Raw genomic sequence first — 12638 nt, 5'->3', positions numbered from 1 at the left:
TCCGTGGGAACCGGCCTGATCGTCCCTCAAGGAGGTACGTGGATGACCAGTACGGTCCCCGCGCTCGGAACCCGTACGGCCGAAGGATCCGCCCTGCAGGCCGTGCTCCTCGACATGGACGGCACTCTGGTGGACACCGAGGGCTTCTGGTGGGACGTCGAGGTCGAGGTCTTCGCCTCCCTCGGCCACACCCTCGACGACTCCTGGCGCCACGTGGTCGTCGGCGGCCCGATGAGCCGCAGCGCGGGATTCCTGATCGAGGCCACCGGGGCGGGCATCTCGCTCGCCGAACTCAGCGTGCTGCTCAACGACGGCTTCGAGAAGCGCATCGGCCGTACCCTGCCGCTCATGCCGGGAGCCGCCCGACTGCTCGCGGAGCTCTCCGCGCACGAGATCCCCACGGCCCTGGTCTCCGCCTCGCACCGGCGCATCATCGACCGCGTGCTGACCTCGCTGGGCTCCCAGCACTTCGGCCTCACCGTCGCCGGCGACGAGGTGCCGCGCACCAAGCCCCACCCGGACCCGTACCTGGCCGCCGCGGCCGGACTCGGCGTGGACCCGGCCCGGTGCGCCGTCGTCGAGGACACGGCGACCGGGGTCGCCGCCGCGGAGGCCGCCGGCTGCCACGTCGTGGCGGTGCCTTCGGTCGCGCCCATCACTCCGGCCGCCCGGCGCACGGTGGTCGACTCCCTGGAAGACGTCGACCTGACATTTCTGCGCGGCCTGATGACACAAATGCGTTAGGCGTTCACCCAGCGTGCAGCCGCGTTAACGCGGCAATTCCGGGAACCGCCGCGCGAGGCGACGCGAGGGCGCGCGCGGTGGGAATTCCCGCTGTTCGGATGGCCGAATTCAGGCAGCTATCGGCAGAACCTTCTGTGTGATGTTCCCCACGCCGTCAGGGGTCGACAGGTCGGACCGGCTGTGCTGCCGGATGCCTGGCGAACGTTGTCGAGGTGCCCTTGTGTCCTGATTGGTGAAACGCTGCACTAATCCTTCCACTGTCGGGTTTTCGGTGCGTCCACGCCCGGTTTCACTCCGTGATGAGGGCTCAACTCCGGTGGCTGCGAACCCCCGTGCGGGCGCGGACTAATCTCGTCGCAAGAACATCGGCCACTACCCCCGTGATCCGCCGCGACACCCCCTGCATGCCGGATACACGGACCGACAGCTCTGGAGAAACTCGAGCATGAACCGCAAGACTTTGGTGCTGCCGGCCGTCGTGGGCCTGCTCGCGCCGGTGCTCGCCGCCTGCGGCGGGTCCGACAGCGGCAGCGACGGGGACGCGATCGTCGTCGGCACCACGGACCGGTTCACCGCGGAGGCGGCACCCGCGCCCCTCGACCCGGCATACGCCTACGACGTCGGCCTCTGGAACATCCTGCGGCAGACCACGCAGACCCTGATGATCCAGCCCCGTGGCGACGGTGAACCCGTACCCGAGGCCGCCGAGCAGTGCGGATTCACCGACACCGGTAACGAGCGCTACTCCTGCACCCTGCGTGACGGCCTGAAGTTCGCCAACGGTGACGCCATCACCGCGGAGGACGTGAAGTACTCCATCGAGCGTGCCCTGGCCCTCAAGGCCGACAGCAAGGTGTACACCCTGCTGTCGACCGTCGACACCGTCGAGACCCAGGGCGAGCGCGAGGTCATCTTCCACCTCAACACCGCCGACGCCACCTTCCCGTACAAGCTGACGACCCCGGTCGCGGGCATCGTCAACAAGGACGACTACGCGAAGGACAAGCTGCGCGAGGGCTTCGAACTGGACGGGTCCGGCCCGTACACCATGAAGGCGGAGGTCGAGGACGGCGTACTGACCAAGTCCGTGTTCACCAAGAACCCCAGCTACAAGGGGAGCCTGAAGGTGGGCAACGAAAAGGTCGAGATGGTGTCGTTCGCCGACGCCGAGGCCATGGGTGAGGCGCTCGACAAGGGCGACATCGACCTGATGACCCGTGCGATGACGCCGGAGCAGATCCAGACGCTGTCCAAGTCCACGGACGGCGACGTCGACCTGATCGAGGTGTCCGGCCTCGAGATCCGGTACCTGGCCTTCAACACGGACGCGCAGACGGTGAAGGACAAGGCTGTCCGCAAGGCGGTGGCCCAGCTCATCAACCGCAGCTCACTCGTCTCCGCGGTCTACGGCTCCCAGGCCGAGCCGCTGTACTCGACGGTCCCGGCCGGCATCACCGGGCACTCCAACTCGTTCTTCAACAAGTACGGCGACCCGAGTGTCACCAAGGCCAAGGCCGTACTGGAGGACGCGGGCGTCAGCACTCCGGTGAAGTTCACCATGGACTACACGACGGACCACTACGGTGCCGCGACCAAGCAGGAGTTCGAGCACCTGCAGAAGCAGCTGAACGACAGCGGCCTCTTCGACGTCGACATCAAGGGCACGCCCTGGGAGAAGTTCCGTGAGGCCGAGCTGAACGGCGAGTACGACGTCTTCGGCATGGGCTGGTTCCCCGACTTCCCCGACGCGGACAGCTTCATCGCGCCGTTCCTCGACAAGGGCAACACCCTCAACTCGCCGTACCTGAACCCGGAGATCATCAACACCCTGATCCCCGAGTCCCGGCGTGAGGCCGACCGGCTCTCCGCCGTCGACACCCTCACCGAGATCCAGAAAATCACCGCCGACGACGTCCCGATGATCCCGCTGTGGCAGGGCAAGCAGTACGTCGCAGCCCGGGACGACATCACCGGCACGGCCTACGTCCTCAACTCCTCCTCGACGCTCCAGCTGTGGGAGCTGGGCCGGGGCGTGAGCGGCTGACGCCCCGCCGGCCACAACCCGAAGGGCGCCCTCCTCCGATCGGAAGAGGGCGCCCTTCGTGGTACGTGAACACCGGTGCGGGGGTGCGGGGGTGCCGGGCCTTCGGGGCGGTGCGCCGCCGAGCGTCCGCGTCAGGGGCGGCGGGCCGCCGGGGCGAGCGGGGCATCCGTCCGGCGAGTACGCCGCGTACGCCGGGCCCGGGCGGTGGCCGCTCCTCGCCGCGGGGGACGGGCACGCCGGCCGGTCGGCGTGCCCTCACCCGTGCCGGTCCGCTGCCGCGGCGTCTTTGTGGCCCGGTGTTCCGGGCAGTCACCGGCCCGCGACGGCCGCGTCCAGGTCCGACATGATCAGGTCGCCGACGATCGCCGTCGCCGCGCGGTAGCCGCCGCTGGCCGCGTGGACGACCTGCTCGCCGAACCCCATCGCGTTGCCGGCGGTCCACACGCCGGGCACGGTGGTCCGGCCGGTCGGGTCCACCACGGGGTAGGCGCCGAACGGGGTCTCCTGGAGTTCCGCGCCGAGCCGCTCCATCAGGCCGGTCTGCGGTACGGCCTTGGGACCGACGAACACCACCGAACGGTCGTGCTCCGTGCCGTCCGCCAGCCGGACCCCGGTGAGCCGGTCGTCCTCGACCCGCAGGCCGGCGACCTCGCCCGGCACCACCTTGACCCCGGCCGCGGCGAGCCGGCGCAGGTCGTCGTCGGACAGCTCCTCCTCCGAGACCGTGTGCAGGAAGAGCGTCACGTCGTCCGACCAGCCGGACACCATCAGCGCCTGGTGCACGCTGAGCGGGCCGGCGGCGAGGACGCCGAACCGCTCGTCGCGCACCTCCCAGCCGTGGCAGAACGGGCAGTGCAGCACGTCCCTGCCGAACCGCTCGGCGACGCCGGGCACCGCCGGCAGCTCGTCCTCGAGGCCGGTGGTGACGATCAGCCGGCGAGCACGGACGGCGCGCCCGCCGGCCAGCTCCACGGCGATGTCCTCGCCCTCGCCCTCGCCCCGGGACACGTCCACCGCCCGGTCGCGGACGAGCTCCACGCCGTAGCGCGCGATCTCCTCCCGGCCGAGCTCCAGGAACTCGGCGGGCGACATGCCGTCCCGGGTCAGGTAGCCCTGCATGTGGGCCGAGGGCGCGTTCCGTGGCTCCCCGGCGTCGACGACCAGGGTGCGCAGCCGCGAGCGGCCCAGGACGAGTGCGGCGGAGAGTCCGGCCGCACCGCCGCCGACGACGACCACGTCGTAGGTCTCGGCCAGGTCCTTGCTCTCGGTCAGGTTCTTGTCCTGGGTCAGGTCCTTGTTCTGGGTCACGGTGACCACCTCCACGTAGAAGATCGCTCGGACACGGCGGGATTGACAAATGTGTTTGCCGGTTCTGCAATAAGCGCATGACGACTGCAGACGATGTCCTCGCCGGTGTCGGCCCGAGGCTCCGCCAGGTGCGCAAGGAGCGCGAGGTGACACTGGCCGCGCTGTCCGAGTCGACCGGCATCTCGGTGAGCACCCTGTCTCGGCTGGAGTCGGGGCTGCGCAAACCGAGCCTCGAACTGCTGCTGCCGATCGCCCAGGCCCACCAGGTGCCGCTGGACGAGCTGGTCGGTGCCCCGCGGGTCGGCGACCCGCGGGTACGCGCCAAGCCGATCATGCGCCACGGCCGCACCCACTGGCCCCTCACCCGCCAGCCGGGCGGCCTCCAGGCGTTCAAGGTGCTGGAGCCCGCGCGGCAGGAGGAGCCGGACCCGCGCACCCACGAGGGGTACGAGTGGCTCTACGTCCTCTCCGGTCGGCTGCGGCTCGTGCTCGGCGACCACGATGTGGTGCTGTCTGCGGGGGAGGCCGCGGAGTTCGACACCAGGGTGCCGCACTGGTTCGGGTCGACGGGGGAAGGGCCGGCCGAGTTCCTCAGCCTGTTCGGCCCGCAGGGGGAGCGGATGCACGTACGGGCGCGGCCCACGCGGGGGTGACTCCTCGCGACCTGTTCCCTGATCGGCAAGCGACCGCTTAGTATGCGAGAGACCCGGTCGGACGACGCAGTCGGTGGAGGCCCCGCATGCAGGCATGGCAGGTGCACGAGAACGGCGAGCCGGGCGAGGTGATGCGCCTCGCGGACGTGGCGCCGCCGACACCCGGCGACGGCCAGGTCCTGCTGAAGGTCCGCGCCGCGAACATCAACTTCCCGGACGCGCTGATGTGCCGGGGCCAGTACCAGGTCAAGCCGCAGCTGCCCTTCACGCCGGGCGTGGAGATCTGCGGCGAGACCGAGGACGGGCGCCGGGTCCTCGCCAACCCCGCGCTGCCGCACGGCGGCTTCGCCCAGTACGCCGTCGCGGACGCCCGCGCCCTGCTGCCCGCGCCGGACGCCCTGGACGACGCCGAGGCCGCCGCCCTGCACATCGGATACCAGACCGGCTGGTTCGGCCTGCACCGCCGGGCCCGGCTGGAGGCCGGCGAGACCCTGCTCGTCCACGCCGCCGCCGGCGGGGTCGGCAGCGCGGCCGTGCAGCTCGGCAAGGCCGCCGGCGCCACCGTCATCGGCGTCGTCGGCGGCCCCGAGAAGGCGGCCGTCGCCCGCGAACTGGGCTGCGACGTGGTCGTCGACCGGCGCGGCGAGGACGTCATCGCCGCGGTCAAGGAGGCCACAGGCGGCCGCGGCGCCGATGTGATCTACGACCCGGTGGGCGGCGAGGCATACACCCAGTCCACCAAGGTCGTCGCCTTCGAGGGCCGGATCGTCGTCGTCGGCTTCGCGAGCGGCACGATCCCCAGCGCCGCGCTGAACCACGCCCTGGTGAAGAACTACGCGATCCTCGGCCTGCACTGGGGCCTGTACAACACCAAGAACCCGAAGCTGGTCCAGCACTGCCACGAACAGCTCACCGAGCTGGCCGCGCGGGGTGCCGTCAAGCCGCTGGTGAGCGAGCGGGTGCCGCTCGACGGAGCCGCGGACGCGGTGCAGCGCGTCGCCGACGGCAAAACGACCGGCCGGGTGGCCGTCGTACCGGAACAGCTGGAGAAGGGAGCCGCCGCATGACCGACGCAGCGGAACTGCGCCGCCGGACCAAGGAGTTGCTGGCCGCGCATCCACCGGCCACCACCGAACGCCTGGACTTCCTCCGGGCCCGCTTCGACGCCGGACTGGCCTGGGTGCACTACCCCGAGGGCCTCGGCGGGCTCGCCGCACCCCGTTCCCTCCAGGCCGTCGTGGACGCCGAACTGACGGCCGCGGGCGCCCCCGACAACGACCCCCGGCGCATCGGCATCGGCCTCGGCATGGCCGCCCCGACCATCCTCCAGTACGGCACCGAGGAGCAGAAGCACAGCCTCCTGCGCCCGCTGTGGACCGGCGAGGAGGTCTGGTGCCAGCTGTTCAGCGAGCCGGGCGCCGGCTCCGACCTGGCCGCGCTCGGCACCCGGGCGGTCCGTGAGGGCGAGGACTGGGTCGTCAACGGGCAGAAGGTGTGGACGTCCAGCGCGCACCTCGCCCGCTGGGCGATCCTCATCGCCCGCACCGACCCGGACCTGCCCAAGCACCGGGGCATCACCTACTTCCTGTGCGACATGACCGACCCCGGCGTCGAGGTCCGGCCACTGCGCCAGATCACCGGCGAGGCCGAGTTCAACGAGGTGTTCCTCAGCGACGTCCGCATCCCCGACTCCCGCCGCCTCGGCGAGAGGGGCGACGGCTGGCGGGTCGCGCAGACCACGCTGAACAACGAGCGCGTCGCCATCGGCGGAACCCCGATCCCCCGCGAGGGCGGCATGATCGGCAAGATCGCCGCCACCTGGCGGGAACGCCCCGAACTGCGCACCCACGACCTGCACCAGCGGCTGCTCGGCCTGTGGGTCGAGGCCGAGGTCGCCCGCCTCACCGGGGTACGCCTGCGGCAGCAGCTGGTGGCCGGCCAGCCGGGCCCCGAGGGCGCCGGCATGAAGCTGAACTTCGCCCGCCTCAACCAGAAGATCAGCGGCCTGGAGGTCGAACTGCTCGGCGAGGAGGGCCTGCTGTACGAGGACTGGACCATGCGCCGCCCCGAGCACGTGGACTTCACCGGCCGCGACGCCGGGTACCGCTACCTGCGCTCCAAGGGCAACAGCATCGAGGGCGGGACCAGCGAGGTCCTGCTGAACATCGTCGCCGAGCGCGTCCTGGGCCTGCCCGCCGAACCGCGCACCGACAAGGACGTCGCATGGAAGGACCTCGCCCGATGAGCGCACAGTCGGAACCCGGTCTTCTCTACTCGGAGGAGGAAGAGGCGCTGCGCGCCGCCGTCCGGGACCTGCTCACCGACCGCTGCGACCCGGCGGGCGTCATCACCCGCACCGAGTCGGCCGCCCCGCACGACGTGTCGCTGTGGAAGGCGCTCTCCGACTCGATGGGCCTGGCGGGCCTGCTGATCCCCGAGGAGCTGGGCGGCCAGGGCGCCACCCACCGGGAGGCCGCCGTGGTCCTGGAGGAGCTCGGACGCGCGGTCGCCCCGGTGCCCTACCTGACGAGCGCCGTCGTCGCCACCGAGGCGCTGCTGGCCTGCGGAGCCGACGACCTGCTCACCGAACTGGCGTCCGCGACGACCATCGCCGCACTCGCCGTCGGCCTGCACGTGGCGCCGGGCGGTGCCGTCCCGCACGTACGGCTCGAAGAGGGACGCCTGCACGGGGAGTTGACCGGCATCGCCGACGCGGCCGTCGCCGACGTGCTGCTGGTGCCCGCGGACGACGGGGGACTGTACGCGGTCCGTGCCGCCGACGCGACCGTCTCCCCGCAGGTGTCCCTGGACCTCACCCGGCCGGTGGCGCGCGTGACCCTCGACGGCGCGTCCGGGCGCCGGCTCGGCGACGCCGGACCCGCCGTACGGCGCGCGCTGCGGGCCGGTGCCGGGCTGCTCGCCTCCGAGCAACTGGGCCTCGCCGACTGGCTGCTGACCGAGACGGTCCGCTACCTCAAGGAGCGCAAGCAGTTCAACCGCCAGGTCGGCGGATTCCAGGCCCTCAAGCACCGGCTCGCCGGGCTGTGGCTTCAGGTCGCCGGCCTGCGCGCCGCGGCCCGCAACGCGGCCGACGCGCTGGCGACCGGCGAGGAGCCCGACGTGGCCGTCGCCGTGGCCCAGGCGTACGCGGGACAGGTCGCCGTCCACGCCGCGGAGGAGGCGGTGCAACTGCACGGCGGCATCGGCATGACGTGGGAACACCCGGTCCACCTGTACCTGAAGCGCGCCAAGGCCGACTCGATCGCCTACGGCGCGGCGGGCACCCACCGGGACGCGCTGGCCGAACTGGTCGACCTGCGAGCACCCTGACGTCCGGCCGTCCTGCCCGGCCGATGCCCGTCCCACCAGGGGCGGGCATCGACCGTACCCGCCGTGGGACGAGATGAACGACCGGCGGCGGTCCGGCCAACTCCCCGCACGGCTCTGCTCTGCGAAGGCATCGGGACCCCATACTCACAGGCGTCCCGTACGGCACTTCCAGGAAGGCAGAGCATGGCCCTCACCACCCGACGCAGAGCCCTCACCACTCTCGGCGCCGCCCTCGCCGGCGCGGTCGCCCTGCCCGCAGGCACCGCCCTGGCGAGCGAGGGCAGGCACGGGCCGCGCCCGTTGTGGCGCGCCCACGCCCACAACGACTACGAGCACCCCCGCCCCCTCCTCGACGCCCTCGACCACCGCTTCGGCAGCGTCGAGGCCGACATCTACCTGGTCGACGGCCAACTCCTCGTCGCCCACGACCCCGAGGACCTCGACCCGGCCCGCACGTTGGAATCCCTCTACCTCGCCCCCCTCGCCGCCCGCGTCCGCTCCCAGCACGGCCGGGTGTACCGGCGGGACCGCCGCGCCCTGCAACTCCTGATCGACCTCAAGACCGAGGGATCGTCGACGTACCTCGAGCTCGACCGTCAGCTGCGCCGCTACAGGCACCTGTTCACCAACTACGCCCACGGGCGGGTCTTCCCCGGCGCGGTCACCGCGGTGATCTCCGGGAACCGGGCGGCCCGTGCGCCGATGGAGGCGCAGCGCACGCGCCGGGCCTTCTACGACGGCCGCCTCACCGACCTCGGCAGCTCCGCACCGGCTTCCTTCGTCCCGCTGATCAGCGACAACTGGACACTCAACTTCACCTGGCAGGGCGTGGGCGCCTTCCCGGCGGCCGAACGGCGCAAGCTGCGGGACATCGTCGGCGCGGCGCACTCCCGCGGGCAGCGGGTGCGGTTCTGGGCCACGCCCGACGTGGCGGGCCCCGCGCGGGACGCCGTATGGACCGAACTGCTCGCCGCCGGCGTCGACCACCTCAACACCGACGACCTCGCCGGCCTCGAGGCGTTCCTCGACTCCCACCGGGACGCGTAGGACGCCGACGGAACAGTACTCGTTCGGAGGACAGGTCAGCCGCCCGGACGAACCCTCCGCTACGCCACACTTACGGCCGAACGCCGCGAAGTGGACGTGGCGGAGGAGGTTGACGATGGCCATTTCCATCTCTGTGGTGCTGTTGCTGTCCGTCCTGGCGGTGATCTTCCTGCGCAACGGCGGGCTGAAGGTCTCGCACGCGCTGGTGTGCCTGCTGCTCGGCTTCTATCTGGCCGGTACGAACATCGCACCGACCATCCACAGCGGTCTGACCGCGACGGCGGACATCGTCGGCAGTCTCAGGCCGTAGACGGCGGACGGCCGGCGGCCGGTGGACGGGAGGGGGTGGCAGGCAACGAGGCGCCGGTGGCCCCGGGGCGTGCGCTACGCGTCGATGACGCGGGAACGGATGAGGAAGCGCACCCCCTCGGGCGCCTCCAGTGAGAAGCCGCTGCCCCGGCCCGCGACCACGTCCACGATCAGTCTGGTGTGGCTCCACACCTCGTACTGACTGCGCGACATCCAGAACGCCACCGGCTCCCCGACGCCCTCGACGGCCAACTCCGCGAGCAGGACGTCCGCGGCTCCGGTGCGGAACTCGCCGGCCGGGTAGCACATCGGGGCGCTGCCGTCGCAGCAGCCGCCGGACTGGTGGAACATCAGCGGGCCGTGCGTCTCGCGGAGCCGCCGCAGCAGTGCGGCCGCCTCGGGGGTGAGCTCGACGCGGGGAGTCTCCTCGTATGTGTCGCGCATACCGTGCATGCCAGCACGGAGAAGGTTGCGAGAGCGTTGCACGGGCGGCCCTGCCTTCGCTGATTTACCTCTTTTGACATACCTATCTGGTCATATCTAATGTGTCCGGGTGACCGACTCCAGCACCCATCGCCGGGACATCGACCGCGTGGCCTCCGGGCTCGCGGCATGCCTTCCCGCGCTGCACCGGGCGCTGGACCGACAGGTCTCCGCCCAGTACCCGCACCCCAAGCCTCCGGAGAGCCAGCTCGCGCTGTTGCGGTTCGTCGCCCAGCGCGAGGGCGCCACGGTGCGCGAGGCCGCCGAGGCCCTGCTGATGAAGCCGAACAACGTCAGCGCCCTGGTCTCCCAGCTCACCGAGCAGGGCGACCTGGAGCGCAGGCAGGACAGCTCCGACCGGCGGGTCGCCCACCTCTACCTCACGGCTACGTCCCGTGAGCGGCTGTCCGAGGTGCGGGAACTGGAGACCGCGTTCATCCGCCACGCCCTGACCCCCCTCACCGAGGGCCAGCAGGGCGCGCTCGGCTCCGCCCTGGACGCCCTCGACGCGCTGACGCGGCACCTCCACCCCACCGCCCGCTGACCGGGCGAGGCCCAGGCATTCCCGCCGGCCGCGGGCACACCGACGTGCCCGCGGCCGGCCCGCCGTGCGCCCGTGGGCCGCCCCGTCCCCCGCACCACCCTTTGAACCTGGAAGAGAAGGCTCACCCATGCCGTCCACGTCCGTGGATCACCCCACCACGCCCGCGGCCGAGACCGCCGAACCGGCGGTCCGCCGCCTGCGGTCCAACCCCTGGCTGACCCTCCTCGCCGTCGCGTTCGGACTGTTCATGGTCCAGCTCGACGGCTCCGTCGTCGCCATCGCCAACCCCGAGATCGGCAGCGACCTGCACGCGTCGACCGCCCAACTGCAGTGGGTGACCAACTCCTACCTGCTCGCGCTCGCCGCCACCCTCATCCTGGGCGGCAAGCTCGGTGACCGGTTCGGCCGGCGCACCTACTACCTCGTGGGCGTCGCCGGCTTCACCCTCGCCTCCGTCGCCATCGGCCTGGCCGGGTCGATCGAGGGCGTGGTCGCCTTCCGCGCCCTCCAGGGCGCCTTCGGCGGACTGCTGATGCCGAACACCCTCGGACTGCTCCGCTCCGTGTTCCCGCCGAAGAAGTTCGGCATGGCCGTGGGCATCTGGGCCATGGTCTCCGCCGTCGCCACGGCCCTCGGACCCATCGTCGGCGGTCTCCTCGTGGAGAGCGTCAACTGGGAGTCCGTCTTCTACATCAACGCACCCATCGGCGTCATCGCCATCGTCTTCGGCATCGTCGTCCTGCCCGAGAGCCGCAACGCCGCCGGCCGGGAACGCTTCGACATCCCCGGCCTCGTCCTGCTCGCCCTCGGCCTGCTGGCCGTGGTCTTCGGAGTCGTCAAGGGCGAGACCTGGGGCTGGACCTCCGCCGGCACCCTGGGCTCCGTCGCCGCCGGCCTCGTGCTCCTGCTCGTGTTCGGCTGGTTCGAGACCCGTGTGGAGCATCCGCTGCTCCCGATGCGCCTGTTCCGCAACCGTGCGCTGACGATCGGCGCGATCATCACCGCGCTGAACTTCTTCGTCATGCTCGGCGTGATCTTCTTCGTCATGCTGTACCTGCAGAACGTGCGCGGCTTCACGCCGGTCGAGGCGGGCGTGCGGACGCTTCCGCTCAGCCTCGCCTCGCTGGTCGCCTCGCCGCTGGGCGCGGCCCTGACCCAGCGCTTCGGCCCCCGTCTGACCATGCCGCTGGGCATGCTGCTCCAGGCGGCCTCCTGCTTCGGCATGCTCACCTGGCAGACCGACTCCTCCTACGCCACGATGTGGCCGCCGTTCATCGCGCTCGGCCTCGGCGTCGGCATGGTGATGGCCGCCTCCTCCGACGCCATCGTCGGCAACGCCCCCGTCCGGGACGGCGGTGTGGCCGGCGGTCTGCAGGCGACGACCCTGCAGATCGGCGGCGCGCTCGGTACGTCCGTGCTGGTCTCCCTGATCAGCAGCAAGGTCGGGTCCACCCTCACCGGGGAGCTGACCGGCGCGGGCGTGCCCTCGGCCGTGGCACACGGCCTGCTGGAGGCCAAGGACGCCGTGGCGATGGGCGTGGCGCCGGTCTCCGGGGACATGCCGGCCGGCCTGCGGGCCGCCGTCGTGGAGGGCAGCGGGCAGGCCTTCATGAACGGCGTCCACGTGGCGGTGATCGTCACCGGCGTCCTGTGCGTGCTCGGCGCGGCGCTCGCCGCGGTCGGTATCCGGCGCGGCGCGGACCAGCCCGCGGGCCACTGAGAGCGTGGACGGCGGCGCCCCTCCGAGTCGGGGCGCCGCCGTCGGTGTGTCTCAGAACTCCCCGGCCGCGGAACGGGGGAGCACCGTGACGCGGTGGAAGTTGCACTTCGAGGGCAGATCCGCCGGGGGCCGGGCCTGATGGGCCTTCAGGGCGATGCTCACCAGGCTCAGCAGCAGGTCGACATCCGTGTCGCAGTCCAGGTGCACGGTCACCCACCGGGACCCGGGGATCATGTGGATGGCGCTGGAGGCGCCGAGGTCGTACCGGAATCGCTGGATGGCCCGGTGGGTGAGGTGGAGGTCCACATCCCGGTCCGAGTGGAAGTGGACGATCTCGTCACGAACGGAGCGCAGCGCCCGTCCGGTTCCGCAACTGGCCGGGCCCGCGGTGAGGTCGGGCCAGGCCTGCAGCCGCTCAAGGGCGCGCTGAGCCAGAGTCATGGCCCCATAGTCGCC

General features: G+C 71.5%; 13 protein-coding genes. 10 read left to right on the top strand and 3 right to left on the bottom strand.

Going from position 1 to position 12638, the window contains the following annotated elements:
* Nucleotides 1–42: 42 nt before the first annotated feature.
* Nucleotides 43–744 (top strand): HAD family hydrolase, encoded by a 702-nt coding sequence (locus tag QC283_RS22520; protein ID WP_279563433.1) that lies wholly within the window; start codon nucleotides 43–45, stop codon nucleotides 742–744.
* Between the two features lie 445 nt (nucleotides 745–1189).
* A complete protein-coding gene (locus tag QC283_RS22515) occupies nucleotides 1190–2788 on the top strand; it encodes an ABC transporter substrate-binding protein (protein ID WP_279563432.1) in 1599 nt (532 codons plus the stop codon).
* 309 nt (nucleotides 2789–3097) lie between these two features.
* Here QC283_RS22515 and QC283_RS22510 read toward each other — a convergent pair whose 3' ends face one another.
* Entirely contained in the window at nucleotides 3098–4096 is a 999-nt protein-coding gene (locus QC283_RS22510) for an NAD(P)/FAD-dependent oxidoreductase (protein WP_443032666.1), read from the bottom strand.
* A 77-nt stretch (nucleotides 4097–4173) separates the two neighbouring features.
* Between QC283_RS22510 and QC283_RS22505 the strand changes: the two genes are divergently transcribed.
* The 6 genes from QC283_RS22505 to QC283_RS22480 all read left to right on the top strand — a co-directional run bounded on the left by QC283_RS22505 (nucleotide 4174) and on the right by QC283_RS22480 (nucleotide 9436).
* Entirely contained in the window at nucleotides 4174–4749 is a 576-nt protein-coding gene (locus QC283_RS22505) for a helix-turn-helix domain-containing protein (RefSeq protein WP_279563431.1), read from the top strand.
* 86 nt (nucleotides 4750–4835) lie between these two features.
* Nucleotides 4836–5816, top strand: coding sequence for an NADPH:quinone oxidoreductase family protein (locus tag QC283_RS22500; RefSeq protein ID WP_279563430.1), 981 nt, complete (start codon nucleotides 4836–4838; stop codon nucleotides 5814–5816).
* Nucleotides 5813–6994, top strand: a complete 1182-nt coding sequence (locus QC283_RS22495; protein WP_279563429.1) for an acyl-CoA dehydrogenase family protein — start codon at nucleotides 5813–5815, stop codon at nucleotides 6992–6994. Before QC283_RS22500 ends, QC283_RS22495 begins: the two co-directional genes overlap by 4 nt.
* On the top strand, nucleotides 6991–8079 hold the full coding sequence (locus QC283_RS22490) for an acyl-CoA dehydrogenase family protein (RefSeq protein ID WP_279563428.1): 1089 nt from the start codon (nucleotides 6991–6993) through the stop codon (nucleotides 8077–8079). Before QC283_RS22495 ends, QC283_RS22490 begins: the two co-directional genes overlap by 4 nt.
* A 183-nt stretch (nucleotides 8080–8262) precedes the next feature.
* Nucleotides 8263–9126: a phosphatidylinositol-specific phospholipase C/glycerophosphodiester phosphodiesterase family protein gene (locus QC283_RS22485; protein ID WP_279563427.1), complete on the top strand. Its 864-nt coding sequence runs from the start codon at nucleotides 8263–8265 to the stop codon at nucleotides 9124–9126.
* Between the two features lie 115 nt (nucleotides 9127–9241).
* Nucleotides 9242–9436, top strand: a complete 195-nt coding sequence (locus QC283_RS22480; protein WP_279563426.1) for a hypothetical protein — start codon at nucleotides 9242–9244, stop codon at nucleotides 9434–9436.
* 74 nt (nucleotides 9437–9510) lie between these two features.
* Here QC283_RS22480 and QC283_RS22475 read toward each other — a convergent pair whose 3' ends face one another.
* Complete coding sequence (locus QC283_RS22475) at nucleotides 9511–9879, bottom strand: DUF779 domain-containing protein (protein ID WP_279563425.1); 369 nt, start codon at nucleotides 9877–9879, stop codon at nucleotides 9511–9513.
* 109 nt (nucleotides 9880–9988) lie between these two features.
* On the opposite strand from QC283_RS22475, the gene QC283_RS22470 reads away from it, so the two are divergent.
* Nucleotides 9989–10462, top strand: coding sequence for a MarR family winged helix-turn-helix transcriptional regulator (locus tag QC283_RS22470; RefSeq protein ID WP_279563424.1), 474 nt, complete (start codon nucleotides 9989–9991; stop codon nucleotides 10460–10462).
* Between the two features lie 127 nt (nucleotides 10463–10589).
* A complete protein-coding gene (locus QC283_RS22465) occupies nucleotides 10590–12182 on the top strand; it encodes an MFS transporter (RefSeq protein ID WP_279563423.1) in 1593 nt (530 codons plus the stop codon).
* Nucleotides 12183–12233: 51 nt separating this feature from the next.
* Here QC283_RS22465 and QC283_RS22460 read toward each other — a convergent pair whose 3' ends face one another.
* A complete protein-coding gene (locus QC283_RS22460; RefSeq protein ID WP_279563422.1) occupies nucleotides 12234–12623 on the bottom strand; it encodes a luciferase domain-containing protein in 390 nt (129 codons plus the stop codon).
* Nucleotides 12624–12638 lie beyond the last annotated feature (15 nt).

The sequence above is a fragment of the Streptomyces sp. DH41 genome, assembly GCF_029813785.1.
GTDB lineage: Bacteria > Actinomycetota > Actinomycetes > Streptomycetales > Streptomycetaceae > Streptomyces.
The sequence above is the reverse complement of the archived record's forward strand: the minus strand, read 5'-3'. Positions and strand labels throughout refer to the sequence as shown.

Excerpts from the sequence above, each read along its gene's own strand:
- QC283_RS22500 (WP_279563430.1), top strand. The coding sequence starts at position 4,836 with ATGCAGGCATGGCAGGTGCACGAGAACGGCGAGCCGGGCGAGGTGATG.
- QC283_RS22505 (WP_279563431.1), top strand. The coding sequence starts at position 4,174 with ATGACGACTGCAGACGATGTCCTCGCCGGTGTCGGCCCGAGGCTCCGC.
- QC283_RS22465 (WP_279563423.1), top strand. The coding sequence starts at position 10,590 with ATGCCGTCCACGTCCGTGGATCACCCCACCACGCCCGCGGCCGAGACC.
- QC283_RS22515 (WP_279563432.1), top strand. The coding sequence starts at position 1,190 with ATGAACCGCAAGACTTTGGTGCTGCCGGCCGTCGTGGGCCTGCTCGCG.
- QC283_RS22520 (WP_279563433.1), top strand. The coding sequence starts at position 43 with ATGACCAGTACGGTCCCCGCGCTCGGAACCCGTACGGCCGAAGGATCC.
- QC283_RS22460 (WP_279563422.1), bottom strand. The coding sequence starts at position 12,623 with ATGACTCTGGCTCAGCGCGCCCTTGAGCGGCTGCAGGCCTGGCCCGAC.
- QC283_RS22475 (WP_279563425.1), bottom strand. The coding sequence starts at position 9,879 with ATGCGCGACACATACGAGGAGACTCCCCGCGTCGAGCTCACCCCCGAG.
- QC283_RS22485 (WP_279563427.1), top strand. The coding sequence starts at position 8,263 with ATGGCCCTCACCACCCGACGCAGAGCCCTCACCACTCTCGGCGCCGCC.
- QC283_RS22495 (WP_279563429.1), top strand. The coding sequence starts at position 5,813 with ATGACCGACGCAGCGGAACTGCGCCGCCGGACCAAGGAGTTGCTGGCC.
- QC283_RS22480 (WP_279563426.1), top strand. The coding sequence starts at position 9,242 with ATGGCCATTTCCATCTCTGTGGTGCTGTTGCTGTCCGTCCTGGCGGTG.
- QC283_RS22490 (WP_279563428.1), top strand. The coding sequence starts at position 6,991 with ATGAGCGCACAGTCGGAACCCGGTCTTCTCTACTCGGAGGAGGAAGAG.